At 49.4% G+C, this 18,435-nt stretch carries 12 protein-coding genes; 3 read left to right on the top strand and 9 right to left on the bottom strand.

The genetic code is table 11. From position 1 onward, the window contains the following. Positions 1-6 precede the first annotated feature (6 nt). Positions 7-1,455: a metalloprotease TldD gene (tldD, locus tag J7L64_06850; GenBank protein MCD6452059.1), complete on the bottom strand. Its 1,449-nt coding sequence runs from the start codon at positions 1,453-1,455 to the stop codon at positions 7-9. A 155-nt stretch (positions 1,456-1,610) separates the two neighbouring features. After that, positions 1,611-1,916 (bottom strand): hypothetical protein, encoded by a 306-nt coding sequence (locus J7L64_06845; protein ID MCD6452058.1) that lies wholly within the window; start codon positions 1,914-1,916, stop codon positions 1,611-1,613. Between the two features lie 113 nt (positions 1,917-2,029). On the opposite strand from J7L64_06845, the gene J7L64_06840 reads away from it, so the two are divergent. Then, the gene (locus J7L64_06840) at positions 2,030-2,638 is read left to right on the top strand and encodes a tetratricopeptide repeat protein (protein MCD6452057.1); all 609 of its coding nucleotides are present in this window, start codon (positions 2,030-2,032) and stop codon (positions 2,636-2,638) included. Positions 2,639-2,695: 57 nt separating this feature from the next. Here the strand turns inward: J7L64_06840 and J7L64_06835 are convergent, their stop codons facing one another. Further along, positions 2,696-5,635: a TonB-dependent receptor gene (locus J7L64_06835; GenBank protein ID MCD6452056.1), complete on the bottom strand. Its 2,940-nt coding sequence runs from the start codon at positions 5,633-5,635 to the stop codon at positions 2,696-2,698. Positions 5,636-6,090: 455 nt separating this feature from the next. Here J7L64_06835 and J7L64_06830 point away from each other — a divergent pair, with 455 nt between their 5' ends. After that, entirely contained in the window at positions 6,091-7,062 is a 972-nt protein-coding gene (locus J7L64_06830; GenBank protein MCD6452055.1) for a CPBP family intramembrane metalloprotease, read from the top strand. Here J7L64_06830 and J7L64_06825 read toward each other — a convergent pair. The 3 genes from J7L64_06825 to hutU are packed head-to-tail and all read right to left on the bottom strand — an operon-like array spanning position 7,037 to position 13,469. Next, complete coding sequence (locus J7L64_06825) at positions 7,037-11,377, bottom strand: HAMP domain-containing protein (GenBank protein MCD6452054.1); 4,341 nt, start codon at positions 11,375-11,377, stop codon at positions 7,037-7,039. The genes J7L64_06830 and J7L64_06825 overlap by 26 nt on opposite strands. Beyond that, positions 11,377-11,793: a hypothetical protein gene (locus tag J7L64_06820; protein ID MCD6452053.1), complete on the bottom strand. Its 417-nt coding sequence runs from the start codon at positions 11,791-11,793 to the stop codon at positions 11,377-11,379. The genes J7L64_06825 and J7L64_06820 overlap by 1 nt, the downstream gene beginning before the upstream one ends. Positions 11,794-11,819: 26 nt before the next feature. After that, positions 11,820-13,469 (bottom strand): urocanate hydratase, encoded by a 1,650-nt coding sequence (gene hutU / locus J7L64_06815; protein MCD6452052.1) that lies wholly within the window; start codon positions 13,467-13,469, stop codon positions 11,820-11,822. 178 nt (positions 13,470-13,647) lie between these two features. Here hutU and J7L64_06810 point away from each other — a divergent pair, with 178 nt between their 5' ends. Continuing rightward, positions 13,648-14,955, top strand: coding sequence for an adenylosuccinate synthase (locus tag J7L64_06810; GenBank protein ID MCD6452051.1), 1,308 nt, complete (start codon positions 13,648-13,650; stop codon positions 14,953-14,955). Positions 14,956-15,073: 118 nt separating this feature from the next. Here J7L64_06810 and J7L64_06805 read toward each other — a convergent pair whose 3' ends face one another. Genes J7L64_06805 through J7L64_06795 form a run of 3 tightly spaced genes read right to left on the bottom strand, consistent with a single transcriptional unit; the run spans position 15,074 to position 17,581 of the window. Beyond that, complete coding sequence (locus J7L64_06805) at positions 15,074-15,739, bottom strand: hypothetical protein (protein ID MCD6452050.1); 666 nt, start codon at positions 15,737-15,739, stop codon at positions 15,074-15,076. A gap of 22 nt (positions 15,740-15,761) precedes the next feature. Then, positions 15,762-16,418 carry a hypothetical protein gene (locus J7L64_06800; protein ID MCD6452049.1) on the bottom strand — a complete coding sequence of 219 codons (657 nt, stop codon included), beginning with the start codon at positions 16,416-16,418 and terminating at the stop codon, positions 15,762-15,764. Beyond that, positions 16,418-17,581, bottom strand: a complete 1,164-nt coding sequence (locus J7L64_06795; GenBank protein ID MCD6452048.1) for a carboxypeptidase regulatory-like domain-containing protein — start codon at positions 17,579-17,581, stop codon at positions 16,418-16,420. The genes J7L64_06800 and J7L64_06795 overlap by 1 nt, the downstream gene beginning before the upstream one ends. Positions 17,582-18,435 lie beyond the last annotated feature (854 nt).

The following is an 18,435-nucleotide window of genomic DNA, read 5'->3' as shown; positions in this document are numbered from 1 at the left end:
TCCGCTTTAAGCTCCCTTCCTCGTGCCTCCGATCAGGAGGTGGGAGATCCTGATGGTGGGCATACCCATTCCTACGGGTACCCCCTGCCCCCCCTTACCACAGGTTCCTATCCCAGAATCCCAGGCGAAGTCGTTCCCCACCATATCCACCCGAGTAAGAACGGTAGGACCATCTCCGATCAAGGTCACATCCTTTAGGGGGGCGGTTATCTTCCCATTCTCGATGAGATAGGATTCGACCGCCATAAACACAAATTTACCATTGGTAATGTCCACCTGACCACCAGCGAAACTCTTGGCATAGATCCCCTTCTTCACCGAGGAAATTATCTCCTCCGGAGAATGTTTACCAGGAGCCATATAGGTATTGGTCATCCGGGGAATGGGGAAGAAGGAATAACCCTGACGCCTTCCATTACCTGTTGTCTTTGCCCGCATCAGCCTCGCGGATAGTTTATCGTACATATATCCCTTGAGAACCCCTTTTTCGATCAGCATCGTGTCCCCGGGTATCGTCCCTTCATCGTCCGTGTTTATCGAGCCCCGAAGGTTCTCGAAGGCACCGGAATCCTTGATCGTAACCAGCTCAGTAGCGACCTTATCTCCAATCCTATCGGCGAAGGCAGAGGTCTTCTTCCGGTTGAAATCAGCCTCAAGCCCATGGCCAACCGCCTCGTGGATGAGGACCGCGGGTTCGCCGTTGGCAAGCACAACCATCTGCTCTCCAGCAGGAGCCTCCTTGGCATCGAGCATCTTCACCGCCAGCTCCGCTGCCTCTCGGGCGATCTCCTTCGGGGTATGAACCTTAAGGAGCTCCAGTCCATACCTCCCTCCCTTGCCGGCAAACCCCATCCGACGCTCTCCCTTATCTTCGGCAATCGTCCTCACGATGAACCGAAGCATCGGCTGGGTATCGCGGATAAGGGCACCCTCACTGGTAGCTATCTCGATAAACCTGAGTTCATCCTGATAATAAACGATGACCCGCTTTATCCTCGGATCGTAAGCGGAGGCAACCTTATCTGCCTGAGAAAGGAAAGATAACCGCTCATCCACTCCCGCCTCGGCAGGGGGAAGCATAATCTGATAGCGGGAGGGTATCTTCTCCTCCATAAGGCTTACCTTCACCACCTTGCCGCCAGATTTCGCGATAAGAGCAGCTGTGTCCGCAGCCTGACGAAGCTTATCCAAAGTAAGCTCCTCGGTATAGGCATAGCCCGTCTTCTCCCCGGAGATCACCCTTACCCCCGCACCCAAACTCACTCCCTGAGATGCGGTCTTCACCTTGTGCTCCTCAAGAAGGAAAAGGTTGAACACCCGGTACTCGAAATATACATCCGCGTAGTCACCACCCCGCGCTAAAGCAGTCCCAATCACCTTAGCGATATCCTCCGGGGGAATGCCAAAATGGTCAACGAAAGGAAGTCCTCTCTTTTTCACCTCAACCCCCGGCATAAAATCGAGAAGTCCCTTTGCCCACCAGGGAGCAGAAAAGAGAACCGCTCCTCCATAGGCGCCTCTCTTCAGAAACTCCCTCCGCGAATAGAAAGATTTTCCCATTAGCTTCACCTCCTCGGTTAGATAGGAAAGCCATTATCCTTAAAGGAACCTCAGATCCCCAAAAACTCTCGTACATCCTTTCCCACTATCTTCCTGAACCGTTCGGAAAAAGAGGAAGAGGGTCCGCCTTCCTCATCAAGCTGAATCTTCTCCACCCGGGTGTAAGGATAGAATACCTCTGATAGTCCGAGAAACTGGCTCTCACCCTTAGCAAGTTCATGACACCAATCATCAAAGGAATCAAGCGAGATCCCTCGGACCACCACCCCTGCCTGATCGAGTGAAAGAAGAAGACCCCACACCTTCTCGCGCGGTTCTTTGAGATAAAGGATTACAATCGAGTTGGGACCGATCATCGTTTATCCACTAATAAATTCTACTAAAAAAAAGCCTCTCCTACCATAAAATTTAACGAGAAATGGTGGTATAAGGTTCATTTTTGAAAAACATTTTTCTATAATTTTAGCTAATGGAAGGAAACGAACAAAAAAACGGGTCTTCCCTTTCAGGAAAGATAAAAAAAGGAGGAAGGGAGTTCGTTTCCCTCTTTTTCCCGAGGAGGGAGAAACTCTACTTCTATTTAACCCTCCAGGCTTTCGTCACCGGCTCCGCTATCGCCATCTCTATCATCATCGGAGCCCTTACCGGGGTCCCCACCTTCATCCTGCTCATTATCTTCTCATTTCCCATCGGCTTTCTCCTCTTCCTCCTGGTGGAACTCATTGGGGAACACGGAATAAACCTCGCCCTTGGCTTCTCCTCCACCCCAGATACAAAAACTCTACTCTCACCCTATTATGACAAGGTCAAGATGGCACTGCGCGAGGAGAAATACGAAATAGCAATAGGGTTCCTTGAGAAGATAATAGAGATGGCACCCAAGGAACTACCCGCCCATCTCGAGATGGCGAGGATATACCATTATAAACTGAAGGATTACACTAAAGCGCTCGAGAGATACAAAAAGATATTAAACATAGTGGGTTGGGACGAAAAGCCGGATGTATTCTACATCGAGGCAAAGAAGGGGATCGCCGAGATAACCAAAGAGCTCTCCCCAAGAGAACCCGAAGCCTAAATTAAAACAAAAAATAAAGGGGGGAGAAAATCTCCCCCCCTTATCGTCTAAGTCACTTTAGAATATGAGCCGGAACCCAATGCGAGCGCTGATCTTGCTGGTGTAGGAGTACTCCTTCCCATAGCGAGGATCAAGCTCGTCAGGCGGCACCAGGGTCTTGTAATCGAAACCGGCCATTATCTCCTCATCGGTCAACGCGATATTTATCATATTGTAATAGGCATAGACCCTCTGGGCGATCTTCTGGTTGAACAGGTTGTCGATGTTGCAGTTGATCTGAGCGGTGTACTTTCCGATCTTGAAGTTGTAATCCACATAGAGGTTGGTCATCGTGTAGAACGGGGTCCGACCCATATCACCCCTGCCGACAGGATAGTAACCCTGCAGGTTGTTCAGGGTGATCATAGTGGAGACCGGGGTACCGCTCATCGCAAAGAAGGTGAGACCGACATTCATTCCGAAGTCGAAGTGATAGGTACCGTAGAGCTTGAGCCGATGTGGTCTATCGGTGGGAAGGAGACCGAGGATCTCATTCCCATACTGATCCCGGTTCATAAACCAGAGGTCGAAGTACCGCTCAACATTGGGATCCTGACGCCCATACTCATCGGAGCTGGCGAGACCGGCGTAGTTACCCCACAGCCTGCTCCAGGTGTAGCTCAACCCACCCATCCAGTTGTCGGAGTACCGCTTCTCGAACCTCACCTCGATCGCGTCGTAGTGTCTCACCGCCTTCTCGGTCGGCGGTAAACCAGCCTCTATCTTCTTGCTCACCGACCAGCCAAATCCGGGGTTGGTGATGTAATACTGCTCACCCTCGGGCGTAGCCACACCGACATCCTCGATCGTCCTAATCAGGCGCTTCCTGATGTAACGAATGGAAATCGCGAGGACATCGGAGAGCTTCCGCTCATAACCAAGGGAAAGCTCCCACTGAGCGGTGGGTTTAAGATCGGGATCGGTGGTGTCAAAAGAGGGGATACGCCAGTTGATCGCTTCAATCGGCTCGCCGAAATCGGTATCATCGGTGAAGTTCCAGTAATCGAATCTATTGAGAGGATAGTAGGTGGAAATCCACTTGAACCCGCCGTAAGAACCTTCAGCCATAGACAGCTTCATCACATCGTAGTAGATGCCATAGCTTCCAAACAGCTTGGAATTACCGTCGCCCTCGACATCGTAGGCGAAGCCTATACGAGGCGCCACCTTATCCAGGAAACCAAAGGAGATCGGTGGATACTGATACTCAGGGAGGTCACTGAAGGAAGGAATATCCTCCTTCTCCAGCCGGACACCGTAGTTGATGGTGAGCCGATCCTTTATCGTCCAGCTATCCTGAGCGTAGATCGCCCATCTGTCGCTGTGGACATTGGCTACCACGCCGAAGGGCCAACGGACCTCGAGGTAGCCATAGGTTCCCTTATAGTCACCACCTTTGAATGAGGAATGATAGGTCCGGTTCCAGTAGATTCGGTAATACTTGTGGGCATAGGCATCATCCACATCCTCCGCTATCCTCACGAACTGGACACCGGTTTTCACATTGTGCTCACCACCAGCGCGGAAGAAGTAGGTCGCATCTCCCCGAGCCATCGTCCTCGTCTGAATGTCTTTCTTCGTCTGATAACCATCATAGTAGCCGTAGTTCGCCCAGTAAGTGCCATGCTGATACTCAGGGGGAATACCGGGAATACCGATATTGCTGGTATTAGAGAAGTAGTACCTCGGACCAGGAGGACCAAGTAACTGCTTCACATTGGTATAGAAGTATCCTGCCCTGGCACTGAACATAAGGTTCTGGTTCGGGATGTAGTTGAAGTTGACCGCACCGGACCAACGGGGATAGACATAACCGGTATCTGCCCAGTTCTTATCTGGGTTGTCGGTACCAGCTCTGCTCGGAAGATCACCAATCCATTTGTACCAGTTGAGATCGTAGCTACCGCTTATCCTCATCTTGGAGGAGAGCTGAGCGGTGATCTTACCTATTAGATTGTGGGTGTACTGATCTCGAGTATAATCACCCTCGATCCCACTGGGCACAAAGGTCACATGGCGCTTGGTCTTCCTATAGTTCGGGAGATAGCTGTTATAGAACCAGACCTTACCCTTTTTGATGTACCCACCGAGGTTAAACCCAGGCTCCAACCGGTACCAGGTATCTTCATCATAGGTTAAATATTGGGCTTTATGCGGATCCAGAGGATCGAGGCGAAGTGTTGGCTGAGGTCCCCCTGCAATAGAGCTACCATTGTAGTAGAACACACCTTCACCATGGAAGGTGTCACCACCGCTCCGGGTAACCACATTGATAACACCGCCCATCGAACCGCCGTACTCAGCCTCGTAACCGCCGGTCTTCACCTGGATCTCATCAACAAACTCGAAGGGAACGGTGAGCAATGAGTTGCCGGTGTACATACTGCTGGTATCGAGACCGTCGACGAAGAACACATTCTCGGAGCTACTGGCACCATCCACTGACAGCCGACCGCCAAACATATTCTCGAAGTTGGCGCTCGGGCTCAGGTCCACCACGGAGAGGAAGTCACGGCCCCGGGGAAGGGTGGCGAACATCTCCTTGGTGATGCTCATCGCCGAAGCGCTCTTCTTCACATCGACGAGAGGCGCTTCTCCGGTAACGGTGATCGTCTCCGCCACTGCTGCCACCTTCATCGTGAAATCAACCCGGAGAACCTTCCCTAACCGGAGCTCGATGTTCTCCCTCTTTACCGTGGCAAACCCCTCCAGGCTGGCGGTAATGGTATAGGTACCTGGTGGCAGATTGAGCAGTCGATAATAACCGTACTTATCGGTAACGGTCTTGGCATAGCCCACGAGCGAAGGGCTCTTAGCGAGGATGGTCACGCCAGGAAGAACGGCACCGGTCTCGTCCTTCACCGTGCCCACGATCTGACCGGTCTGCTCCTGAGCAAAAAGGCCCCCCACAAAGACGAAGACAAACAACACCACTAACCATCCAATTTTTCTTTTCATAAATCCCTCCTCCCATTACTCTTTGCTATTTACTAAATTGATCTATCACACTCTATCCCCCTATTTTTTTGATCCCTTCTCACCTCCTTTCCAAGGAAGGAGATGCAATATATATGCCAAAACATATCCTCTTTCCTCAAAATCTATCTCCAAGAGGTCGCTCCTTATTTTCTTACACTTAATCGAAAAAGACCCTCCTCATCAAAATTTCCTTCTTTATTGGGATACATTTTTTTGAATTGAAATCCACTTTTTTGAACCCCCCGAAAACTACTTCCACAAGTGATTATAATATAAGGAGGTTATTCCCATTTGTCTAAATGCATTCTCATAAACCCCGTCCAATATTTTGAACCAAGGCGAGGTTAGGAACAAAATTCCTTTTCTCATCGTAAAATTTTTTGATATTATTTTAAAAATCTTCCAGAAAGATAGCCTAACCAAGGAGGTTCTTGATGGGAGAAAGAAAAAATAATTCGATACTTATCCGTGAAGGAAGGTTGAGGGCGGGATGGCGCATACTGTTTTTCATCCTCACCCTGTTTTCGATAGCGTTCGGGGTATCTATAATCGTCTCCAGGGTAAAAAGGATCTGTGCCCCCTTATCCTTAATCCCACCACTACCTATCCCTTACCCTTATCGTCTTCTGATAGAGAGATCCCTGATCTTCTTCCTTCTCCTCTTCGTATCCGCCATCTTCGCCCGTTTTGTCGATAAAAGACCGGCGAGGACGATCGGTTTCTCCTTTCATAAAGGCTTCCTCAAAGAGTACCTGCTGGGATTGATAATCTCCTTTATCCTGGTAGGGGTGATATTCCTCATTGAGTGGGCGGTTGGCCTTATAAAAGTGGAGACCTCCCTTATCACAAAAGAGCTCATCTTTAAAGTGGGCTTTATAAGTCTGGTCTTCTTCATATTCCAATCTGCTTTCGAGGAGCTGCTATTCCGTGGTTACCTCTTCCAGAATCTAATTGCAGGAACAAACGAGATCGCTGCCATTGTCATCCTTTCGACCATCTTCGGGCTCGCCCATTTAGGAAACCCGAACGCAACCCTTCTCTCTACGGTGAATACGGTGCTTGCCGGGGTGTGGCTCTCCATCGCCTATATTAAAACGAGATCGCTTTGGTTCCCCTCTGGGCTCCATTTCTCCTGGAACTACTTTATGGGAACTATCTTTGGCCTCCCCGTCTCCGGGGTATCGGAGGGATCCTCACTGCTCAGATCAATCCATCAAAAAGGGAGGATATTAACCGGGGGTAGCTACGGTCCTGAGGGCGGGCTTATTTGTACCATTATCTTGATCATCGTCACCTGGTACATCCTTCGGACGAAAAAAATAGCCCCTCATCCTCAACTCTCAAGCTTCTGGGAAAGCTATTTGGGAAGAAAAACGGAGCTCAAGGAAGGGGAAGCCATATCTTAACCTTTGTCCCCTTCCCTTTCTCACTTTCTATCTCTATCTTCCCTCCGTGTTCCTCTATCGCCTTCTTGGTGATGGCTAACCCGAGGCCCACCCCAGAAGCCTTGGTGGAAAAATAGGGCTCGAAGAGGTGCTCCTTTATCTCCTCATCTATCCCAGGACCGGTATCTTCAATGGTAAGAAGAAGATAATCGCCCTCCTTCCTCCCCCGGAAGGTGATCCTGCCCCTTTCTCCCATCGCCTCGACCGCATTCTTCACGATGTTAACCAACGCTCGCTTCAGGAGTTCCCTGTCTACCATAAGGGAGGGAAGATCCGAGGGGATGTCCGTCTCAACTTCTATCTTACCCCTGAAGGGGGAAAGGTAAAGTGAAACAACCTCATCGATAAGGGAGGGAATAGGGGTCGGCTCCAACTTTAGGGTTGGGATCCGGGCGTAGGTGGAGAACCTCGAGGAAAGCTCGCGCAAGTTCTTCACCTGGTCGATTATGGTATCGAGACATCTCTCTATAAGCCTCTCATACCCTGAGGGGCGATCTTTGAGTATCTGGCTGATCTGCTCGGCGGAGAGGCGGATGGGAGTAAGGGGGTTCTTTATCTCGTGGGCGATTATCCGTGCCATCTCCGCCCATAGGGAGAGACGATGGGATTTCATCACCTCGGTTATATCCTCGATGATAAAGATAGCCCCCGAATATCCTCCCCTTTCATCTACCAGGGGAATAGCCCTTATCTGGAGCTCCCTTACCTCCCGAGCAAGGGAAAGCCTGATGTTTCCCTCCAACCTCTCTCTCTTAGACAAGAATTGAAGAATAAATGCCTTAAGAGGAGAAAACGACGAGAGAAGAGAAAGTATTTCATCCCCAACGCCCCCTTCTTCTAAAGAAAGAATATCAACCGCCGCCGGATTGATGGTGGTTACCTTTCCCTTCTCATCAACGGATATTATCCCTATGGTGGCATTTAAAAGGATCTTCTCGATGTAATCCTTTCGCTCTCTCAATGTCAGCTGTTGCTTCTTGAGGTTTTTCGCCATCCTGTTGAACGACTCCACCAGGGATTTCAATTCGTCCTCGGTGGTAGGGGCAATGGTGAGATCGAAATTCCCCCGGGATATCTCCTCCGTTGCCGAGGTAAGCTCCTTCACCGGTTTGGTCAACCTTCGGGCAATGGAGTAGCTGACAAGGGACGCCACCACCACCAGCAAAAGAGAAGAGAGAAGAAGGACTTCACTCACATCGGCGAGCTCCTCTCGCAATCCCCGCTCCTCCAAAGTGAGGGGTATGGAAAGGATGGCACGGCTCTCGTTGGGAAGATCGATAGTACTGCTCACCACCAGATAGCGGAACCCCCCTATCTCCTCCGTAGCGGAGGCAAATGGTATCCTGTCCGAGATCAGCTTTTCGTATATCTCTCCATTTATCCGCGAAGGAAGAATGCCCGCCGAGAAAAGCTCCCTTCGGTTCGAAGCAACCAGTTCTCCTTGAAGGTAGATATCTATATCTCGATTTATCCATCCGCTCACCGCCTGAGCTAAGGTATCGGTGAGAGGAAATGAGGTTCTGCCTTTCCCCTCTTCACTTACAATGTAGTCCTCGACCACCCGACGGGCGAATTCCACCGTCTCCCGCCCCTGCCTGAGGACCTCCATCCGAAGCCGTGCCCCAAGGTAACGGTGAAGATAAAAGGTGAGAAATAGGATGGGAACCACAGAGAGGAGAAGAAAAACGAAAACCAATCTTCGATAGAAACTACCCCGGATGAACCGGATGGGAGAGGGAAAGCCTCCTTCTTTCTCGAGGGAGAGGAGAAACCATAAAAAGGCAAAAAACAAGAAGCAGATAACGGCAAGTACAAAAAAACCAAGGATGAGAAAGGGATAATCCCTGAAGGAGATAAAAGGGATACCTATTACCAACAGTTCATCCCCTGATGGGAGGTAAAAGATGAGATACCTCCTCCCACCAACCTCCAGCTCGGTACTCAGGGGATGGTCGAATTCCGATTTTTGGGGGAACGGGAGAACGAGATCGCCCGAGCTGAAAAGAAACCTGCCATCCCTTCCGTACGCGGTAAACACCGGATGGTAACTTCTGATCCTCTCTTCTGAAAGATCGAGTTTGGAGGACCGAATAAGCTCGGAGTAAGCACTCTCCCTTAACAGGAAAGGAAGACTACGATAGCCCAAAGGGGTCAGGGCGAGGATAGTACCGAGTGGCTTGCCTCCCTCGAAAACGGTGATCCGCCCTTCGAGAAGAGGAATCGCCCTTCCCCCGATCCTTGCCTCTACCTCCTTAAGGACTATTTTCCCCTCACCAGGAGTTAGGCTATCTCTTACCACCTTGGGGAGGTTAAGGGAGAAGAGGTCCTTCAGTTTACCCTCTCCATCGTACACCGCGAGAAGGGAATTATAGGCGGAAAGGGGCATCTCCCGCCAAATGGTAAAGGCGGTTCCCACCCCACCGAGGCGGGAGAAGGCAAGGGCATCCCTCACCCTCCTTGAGGAGGCAGCCTGCTCCAGGGAACGAGAAAGGAGAAACCGAATCCACTCCTCCTCCCCTTGAAGCTGGGGGATGAAGGCGTTATGGATAAACCCCTTCGCCACTTCGATGTGAGCAGATACAAGATAGGGGAGGAAAAGAACAACACCGCCAAAAAAGAGGGTGAAGAAAAACAAAAGACGGCTGGCGAGGGATCTTCCCTTAAGCCAATTCCTGACCCTTTCCTCAAAAAGAGCCGCCATCAAAAGGAGAATAAAAGCCACCACCTGGGGGGCAACCTCCTTCCCCTCATAAAGGAGAAGGGGAATAAGAATGAGCAAGAGGACAATAACCCACCCCCTCTTTCCAAAAAGGTTCCCTGCAGAATCTACCGCTACTCTGAGGAGAGAAAAGGCAAGAAAAAACAGGGAGACAGAATAGAATATAATACCGAAAAGAAGAAAAATCCGAGGAACATCTAAAGAATAAAGAGGAAGCTGAAGAAGGTTCACTCCAGAAGAGGAAAGAACCTCTTTAGCCACTACCTTGGTAAGAAGAAGTAGTAAGAAAACCGAGAAGGAAGCGGCTAAGAAAGAAGCTATTGCATAACCCCCCCTACTTTTCCTCAGGGAATAGAGAAGTGAAGAAAGGACCAGGACGAGGAAGAACACAATCATTCCTCCGAGGAGGAACTCGAGGGGAAAGCGAGAAAAAAGCAAAGGATTATCTGAAGCGAAGTAAAGAGGGCTAAGTAAAGAAATCCTATCCGCCTCCTTTATAATGGGGAAAAGAGGAAAGAGAAACTTAAATCCATAAAGAACGCCCGCGGAGAGCAAAAGATAATAGATTTTCTTGGTCCGAACCGCCCTGAGACCCAAAAAAACTCCAAAAGAGGAAAAAAAGAACAAAAGCGTCAAAAAGACGATGATCCTGAACGGAAAACCATAGCTCGCGATATAACCCTCGCTGGTCAGTCCCCCTATGGTCACCACTCCGAGGAGCCTTTCCTTAAGGATCAAGGGATAATAGAGGACTTCTCTCCCCCCCTCAGGTCGACTGAAGAAGAACTTCCCATATTGTTCAAATACCTGACGGAGCTCGGCTGTATCCTCACGGAAATCGAGCCATCTTATACTCACCCTATCATTGATAGCGGGGAAGAGAGCTCCCTCTTTTGCTGAATGGCCAAACGAGAGCTCAGAGGAGACAAGATAATGGAGAAGAATAACCCCATCCTTTCCCCCTTTTAAGGGGAAGGAAAAATTCAACCAGACATTGACCAGATTCCTTCCCACAAAAGGAGAGCTACCCTTGCCTTTCAGGGGAAGGGCAGGAGCTTCAAATACATTTCCTCGCCAGAAGATGAGCTTTCCTTCCCTGTTATATAAAGAGACACCCCAATGTGAAGCTTTTCCTTTACCAGGTAGTTGGAGGGTGGAGAAAGAATTCCCCGATGAAGAAATTCTCCCTGCCAATTCCTTCCCCATCCTTTCCGCTTGAGCATAAAGCGCCTTCACCTTGTCCTCGATCTCGAGCGCCCGTCTCCTCATCTCCCTCTCTCGAAACTGGCGAGGCTGGGAATAGACATAGTATCTTAGGGAAAGAAGCCCTGCTCCGGCGAATGAAGCCAAGAGGAGAAGAAAAGCCAGAAAAATGGGAAACCATCCCCAGCCCAAACGGCGCCGGAGACGAATGAGAAAAAGGAGAAACCCCAGAGAGAAAAGGGGAAGAGAAAAGGTGATAAAAGGGGGGAACCTTCTGAAGTCGGAAAGGCTATCTGCAAGAAGGACCGAGGCAAGGAGAATAAAGAAAGCTATGATGAACCATCTTTTCTTCATCAATCCACCGCCCAAATGCGGCAAAGAAGATACCGCTTCTCTTCCTCCTCCCAATTGAGCACGAAGAAAAGAGAACTTGAGATCATCCGCCCTTCAGCCTTCAATCTATAAAGGAGCATCGCCACCAAATAAACCCTCCCTCCCTTCCTGAATATTCTCTCCCCTTTCCATTCAAATCTAACCGGGGAGACCTTCCTGAGGAAGGAAGAAAGGATGAGCATCGCCTGGTTAGAAGTGACATATCCCTTCACGGGGAAGAAACGGGGGAAATTGAGCTCTATCATTCCTCTCTTCGAGAGGAGAGGTTTTAGCGAAGCCACCTTCGCCCGCGAGAACGCCTCCTCGATCATCCTCTTCGCCTGCTTCAAAAAGGGAGCGAGGGCGAGGGGCTTGATTTTCTCCTCCTTGAGGAACATACTCCACCCTCGCCCTCGTTAATCTCTCATTTGAGGAATGGTATCTTCACTCCCTTTTCTTTAGCGGTTTTGATCGCCTCAGGATATCCAGCATCGGCATGGCGGACGATACCGCTCCCTGGATCGGTAGTGAGCACCCTCTGGAGCCTCTCCTCAGCGTTCTTCGTCCCCTCGGCAACGATGACCATACCCGCATGGATGGAGTAACCGATACCCACTCCACCTCCATGATGCACCGAGATCCAGGTAGCACCAGCCACCGCATTGAGAAGGGCGTTCAAGATGGGCCAATCGGCAATCGCATCGGAGCCATCCCTCATCCCCTCGGTCTCCCGGTTGGGCGAGGCGACTGAGCCAGTATCGAGATGGTCACGCCCTATCACTATCGGCGCCGATATCTTGCCCTTTGCCACCAGATCGTTCATCCTGGTGCCGAAAAGCGCCCTCTCCCCATAGCCCAGCCAGCAGACACGGCTGGGAAGTCCCTGGAACTTTACCCGTTCCCGGGCAAGCCTTATCCAACGACAGAGGATCTCGTTCTCCGGGAAGAGCTCAAGAACCAGATCATCGGTCACCCGAATGTCGTTGGGATCACCGGAAAGGGCTACCCAGCGGAAGGGACCACGTCCTTCACAAAAGAGGGGTCTGATATATTCGGGGACAAAGCCCGGTATGTCGAAGGCATCCTTGATCCCAGCCTTTATCGCCTGCCCTCTGATGTTGTTCCCATAATCGAAGGCGACCGCGCCCCGCTTCTTCAGCTCGAGCATCGCCTCCATATGAACGGCGATGGAGGAAAGCGCTCGCTTCTTGTACTCTTCGGGGTTTTTTCTCCTGAGTTCAAGCGCCTCCTTATATTCCATCCCGTGAGGGACATAGCCGTTTAGGATATCGTGGGCGGATGTCTGGTCGGTGAGGACATCGGGTATGATATCCCTGCGGACGAGCTCCGGGAGGAAGTCGGCGGCGTTCATAAGAAGTCCTATCGATTTTGCCTCCTTCTTCTTCTTCGCCTCGAGGGCAAGCTTAATCGCCTCGTCGAGATCATCGGTCATAACATCGAGATAACCGGTATCGAGCCTCCTTTTTATCCTCTCCGGGTCCACCTCAGCCACCAAAGCCACCCCCTCGTTCATCGTAACGGCAAGGGGCTGGGCTCCGCCCATACCTCCCAAGCCGGCAGTGACCACCAGCTTCCCCTTCAGGCTGGTGCCGAAATGTTTCTTGGCACAGGCAGCGAGGGTCTCATAGGTACCTTGAAGGATTCCCTGGGTGCCGATGTAGATCCAACTACCAGCGGTCATCTGGCCATACATTATGAGCCCTGCCCGTTCCAGTTCCCAAAACTTCTCCCAGGTAGCCCAGGCAGGGACCAGCATCGCGTTGGATATCAACACCCGAGGGGCATCAGGATGGGTCTTGAAAACACCCACCGGCTTTCCCGACTGGACAAGGAGGGTCTCGTCGTTCTCCAGCTCCTTCAATGTCTCCACGATCTTGTCGAAGCATTCCCAGTTTCGAGCCGCCTTCCCCGTACCACCATATACGATGAGTTCATCGGGCTTCTCCGCCACCTCAGGATCAAGGTTGTTCATCAACATCCGCATCGCCGCCTCCTGGCCCCAGCCCTTACAGGAGAGCTTTGTTCCCCTTGGCGCTTTCACCGTCCTCGTCATCCTCTCTCCTCCCCAATCTATCGGTTGACAATTATTGTTTTAAAAACCTCGAAAAATGATACCACATTGCTCATCAACATTCAATGTAGTTAAACCTGATAATCCTTGTTTTGACAGGGGGAATTATGGTAATATGAAATCTCCCGTTGAGGAAAAAGAGTAAACGGGGGTTTTTATTATGCCCAATATTATACTGGTAGGAATGCAATGGGGCGATGAGGGGAAAGGCAAGGTAGTGGACTACCTTATGGACCACTTCGACATCGCTGTCCGCTATCAGGGAGGACACAACGCGGGACATACCGTCTATTTTAAGGGGAAAAAACTGGTATTCCACCTCATCCCCTCGGGGATAATAAGAAGGGGGAAACTCGCCATCATCGGAAACGGGGTGGTGGTCGACCCTTCTGCCCTCATTAGCGAGATAGAAGACCTGAGAAAAGCTGGTGTCGAAGTCAACGAAAACCTTAAGGTAAGCGATCGAGCCCATCTCATCCTTCCCTATCATCTATCCATAGAGGAGGGGCTGGAAACCCTTTTAGGCAAAGGACGAATAGGAACCACGAAACGGGGAATCGGTCCCTGTTATCAGCACAAGATGGCGAGGATCGGGCTCAGGATAGGCGATCTCCTCCACCCGGATTACCTAAAGGAGAAGATCGAAAGGAACCTTGCCATTCTCAACCCGCTTATAAAGGAAGTATACCACCTAAAGCCGATGGAGCTGGATGCTATCTATCGAAGCTATTGCCGTTATGGCGAGCTTCTATCCCCTTACATAACCGATACCTCCTTGGTAATAAACGAGGCGTTATCTGCGGGGAAATCGGTGCTATTCGAGGGGGCGCAGGGAACGATGCTCGATGTCGACCACGGGACTTATCCCTTCGTCACCTCCTCAAACGCCTTTGCCGGAGGTGCCTGTACCGGTGCTGGGGTCTCTCCTACCTGGATCGATGGCGTGATGGGGGTGACCAAATGCTATACCACCCGGGTAGGTGAGGGACCGTTTCCCACCGAGCTTCCCGGAAAGGAAGGGGAAAGAATGCGGGAAGAGGGTGGTGAATTCGGGGCTACCACGGGCCGTCCAAGGCGATGTGGTTGGTTCGATGCGGTGCTCGCCTCCTATGCCAAAAGGATCAATCGTCTCGACACGATGGCGGTCACCAAACTCGATGTCCTCGATGGCTTCTCCGAGATCAAGGTCTGCACCGCTTACCGCTACAAGGGGAGAGTCATCAAGGAATTTCCCGCAGAACCTTTCATCCTCGCCGAATGCGAACCGATATACAAGACGCTTCCTGGTTGGCAAGAAAAGACCAAGGGGATAACCAACTACGAGGAGCTCCCGAAACGGGCAAGGGATTATCTCACCTACCTCTCCGACCTTCTCGAGCTCGATATATCGCTCATCTCGACCGGCGCCGCCCGGGAGGAGATGATCGCCCGGCGAGAATCGGTACTTTCCGGATGGCTCTCAGAATAAAATCGGGGTTCTCTAATCCAGTGTTAAAATTTTCTTCAAGATGAGAAGCAGGGAACCAGACTTGTTACAGTTAAAATATCTTGTTTCTTTGTAAGATAACCTATAGTTAAGGTTAACCTCAAAAACTGTAGGATAAGCCAATACTCACTCGGGGCGCAGGCCGCGCTTGACCTACAAAAAAGAGTGCAAGATCTAGCATCTTTAAATCAGCTCTAATGGAGTAACGCTCATTAATCTTATAACTGTAACCTATTCCCATATCACCAAGGGAGAAAATGGAGAAATGCAAGAAGGAATAGCTCTCAGTAAGAGGAGATTTATTATCGATCATCTCATAGTTTTCCTTTGATAAACAGGTGCTCCCTCCGACATAGGCAAAAAATTCTTCATTATCAGACTGATAAAAATAGATATAACAGCCGAAATCAAAGATCAGCAGAGAACCATCTGAGATCTGGCTGAAGTTATCGCCGACCTTTTGGTGAAAACTATCCCAGGCTAAACCTGAATTTTCGTAATAGTTCAATAAGGGTGTATATCCCACTGATATTGCAAGGGAAAGGCGGCGGGATAACCTCCGTTCATACTCCAGGTGAAAGGAAATAAAACTGCCTTCTGTCTCTTCCCAATAAAAATAACCACTGAGATAGGCAGTTATACTATTTTTGTCATCTCCGTTTCCTTCCCCTGCTTTCACCGATAAAGAAATGAAAAGCAAAAACATGAAAAGGGGAAGAAGAAAGCTTATTTTTCTATTCTTGAGCAATCTATTTGATTTTTCCATCCTTATTCCCCATTTTATATCTTTAAAACCTGAAACCCCAGCCGACGATCAATTGGTAGGTGGTAAAATCGCTTCCAAAACCTAATCCCCGCAGGGTAACCTTGAGGAAATCTTTCTCCCTCACATAATATTTGATGCCACCGCCAAAAAGGAGAAGAGGGAACCTATCCTCACGATGCTTATAATCTCCGATATTAGTTTCGTACCAAACGAACCACGAAGGGTCCGGATAGTACCGGCCACAGGTAAAAACAGAAAAGCCGGCATAATCACGACACCAGCCAACGCCGGCGGTAAGAAAAGGCTTAACTTGAGGGGAAATATCGAAAGAATACTCGGCACTGAGAAAAGAAAATAGACGGTATTGATTCTCCACTCTTATCTCAGTATGTTGGACAGCTTCACCAACCGGTATCCCGAACTCACGGAAATCAAGCTCGGGAATACTAAAGGCTACGCCGAAGTCGAGTGAAAGAGCAAGGTTCTTTCTAAGATAATAAGAAAAACCGACCCCGGGCGAGAAACCGACGCGGGAGGTGGCATACGAGGCGCCGCCGGAGAATAAGATTTCAAACCGCGGCGTTTTCTCCTTCTCCCCGGCATAAGCAGAAAAAGCAAAATAGGGAAAAGTAAAGAGAAGTATAATGAGCGCTATCCTCCCCCTTAAGTTAAATTTCATCACTTACCCTCCAATAAGATCTTTAACCCTTCTGCCTCCTCTCCGGGCTTAAGACTTAGGAGTGGAGATTTAAACGGTTTATAATCATTGTGCGTCACCTCAATCACAAATCTCTTCCACGACTGGATGTTACCCACATAGAAAAACCCTTCATATATTGTCTCTATGGTGCCGGTGTGCCAATAATTAAACTTGAGCGGAGAAGAGGGAAGCAGATCCTTATAAACAATCTCTATATGAGCCCCATTTACCGGATTACCGTTTTTATCCACCACATACCCGGAGATACTCCCTGCCTTAGTAAGCTCAAAGTCAACCCCGGACCTAACCTCGCTACTCGCTAACTCAAACTCCCTTGTCTCAGCGTTATAGCCTTCGGCCATGATCACTATATACTTCTTTCCATCGGGCAACCTCTCCGCCTCGTATGATCCGCTATCATCGGTAGCTACTGTCTTTATTTCAGCCTCAAAAGGAGAAATCATCGCCATTATAACATTGGCGGCTTTAACCGGAGCTTTAGTAACTCTATCCCTTATTCCTCCTTTTGCTATCGATGCTGGCGAAAGCTCAATTTCCTTATACTTGACCGCCTCCCCTTTATTGAAAATCAATGCCCTCCTAGCAATGGCGTACCCTTCAGCATCAACCACCAGGATAGCATCGTCGTAATCGCACTCAAGGTAGAAATCACCGGTGTCATTGGTAACGGTTATTATCGGTGCTTTTGCTTTCTCATCCTCACTGGTCGCTTTTCCCTTTATAACCGAAACCTTGACCCCTTTAATCGGCTGAAGGGTGATCTTATCTTTTATGCAGCCTTTTATTAGCTTCTTCTCCGTTGAATGAGGTGTAACGGTAATCGGAGAATGATTATTTGTAGTTAGGTGATTTTTAACACTCCCGATGATCATCCTTTGGGGTTCCGGCTCCGGTCCTTCGCAAATTTTCTTAAGCGCTGCACGGGCACCAAGCCGGAGCTCAGATTTAACAATCATATAACCAGGGTCTTGCCACGAAGAAGGAGTTTCCCATCCAGAGTAGACGTAAGAGCTACACCCGCCCTTGCCCATGTCATTTGGTAATGTAACACTTAAATCGGGAAAGTTCATCCTCTGGATAAAATCATCCCCCACACCACCATCATCGTCATAGATGCACATAAAGTTTCCCGTGGAAGTTACTACATAACCTCTACAGAGAATACATCCCATATCTTCGTCGGTATCAATCCAGAGCTCACCTGAAGCATGCTGGCAAGGACCATGCGTCGTAAATTGCTGGGTACAGGCGGCATAGTTGTAATAAACACAATTGGGAGTGGGCCACCACTGGTGACAACAATTCCACCCTTCGCCTGGGTGCCATCCCATGAATTGAGAACCACCCGATACACGAAGACCCAGATTCGAATTAACGCATAAGTTTGTCCAAGTGGTGGTATGAGGAGATGGCAGCCACCACTCACATTCAGTATTCACATTTCCTGTCAGCATTCTCCTATTCTGATTCTGAAGAACTTTGGTTATCACACAATAGTACTCGCATGGACCGCCTGCACTAGGCTTAGGGATCTCTTGAAAGGAGACCAAAATCGAGCCAAAAACGACCATACACAAACCTACTACTAAGAGCTTTAATTTCCACCTCTTAAATCCCTCCTTCCAAAACTAGTTAGTTAATCTCTCCCTTACTTCAACTAGTATAATAATATTACTTCCTGCTCCTTCTGGAAAATATTATACTTATACTATCAGCCTCAATTTTAAGGTATGTCAAGAAAAAAAAATTAAAAAATCGCCTGATCCGGTTCGGAAATTTTCTTGGAGATGCGAGGCTATCTTCTTACTGATTTTAGATTAATTCCGCTAACAGGGAAGGAGGCAGCCAAAAGATGAGAAACGGACAGGCCGTTTGCGGCTGTCCCTGCATTATGCTATTTTGAAAAATATCACCCCGACCCCTTACTAAAACCCTAAACCCATTTTCCTTGACATAAATAAGGATTGAACCTAAA

Source organism: Acidobacteriota bacterium (assembly GCA_021161905.1).
Taxonomy (GTDB): domain Bacteria; phylum Acidobacteriota; class B3-B38; order Guanabaribacteriales; family JAGGZT01; genus JAGGZT01.
Note: the sequence above shows the minus strand (reverse complement) of the source record. Positions and strands in the feature narration are given on the sequence as shown.

Coding starts and splice junctions, on each gene's coding strand:
- J7L64_06830 (MCD6452055.1), top strand. CDS start 6,091: ATGGGAGAAAGAAAAAATAATTCGATACTTATCCGTGAAGGAAGGTTG.
- J7L64_06840 (MCD6452057.1), top strand. CDS start 2,030: ATGGAAGGAAACGAACAAAAAAACGGGTCTTCCCTTTCAGGAAAGATA.
- J7L64_06805 (MCD6452050.1), bottom strand. CDS start 15,739: ATGGAAAAATCAAATAGATTGCTCAAGAATAGAAAAATAAGCTTTCTT.
- J7L64_06820 (MCD6452053.1), bottom strand. CDS start 11,793: ATGTTCCTCAAGGAGGAGAAAATCAAGCCCCTCGCCCTCGCTCCCTTT.
- J7L64_06800 (MCD6452049.1), bottom strand. CDS start 16,418: ATGAAATTTAACTTAAGGGGGAGGATAGCGCTCATTATACTTCTCTTT.
- J7L64_06810 (MCD6452051.1), top strand. CDS start 13,648: ATGCCCAATATTATACTGGTAGGAATGCAATGGGGCGATGAGGGGAAA.
- J7L64_06835 (MCD6452056.1), bottom strand. CDS start 5,635: ATGAAAAGAAAAATTGGATGGTTAGTGGTGTTGTTTGTCTTCGTCTTT.
- J7L64_06825 (MCD6452054.1), bottom strand. CDS start 11,377: ATGAAGAAAAGATGGTTCATCATAGCTTTCTTTATTCTCCTTGCCTCG.
- J7L64_06845 (MCD6452058.1), bottom strand. CDS start 1,916: ATGATCGGTCCCAACTCGATTGTAATCCTTTATCTCAAAGAACCGCGC.
- J7L64_06795 (MCD6452048.1), bottom strand. CDS start 17,581: ATGTGCATCTATGACGATGATGGTGGTGTGGGGGATGATTTTATCCAG.
- tldD (MCD6452059.1), bottom strand. CDS start 1,455: ATGCCGGGGGTTGAGGTGAAAAAGAGAGGACTTCCTTTCGTTGACCAT.
- hutU (MCD6452052.1), bottom strand. CDS start 13,469: ATGACGAGGACGGTGAAAGCGCCAAGGGGAACAAAGCTCTCCTGTAAG.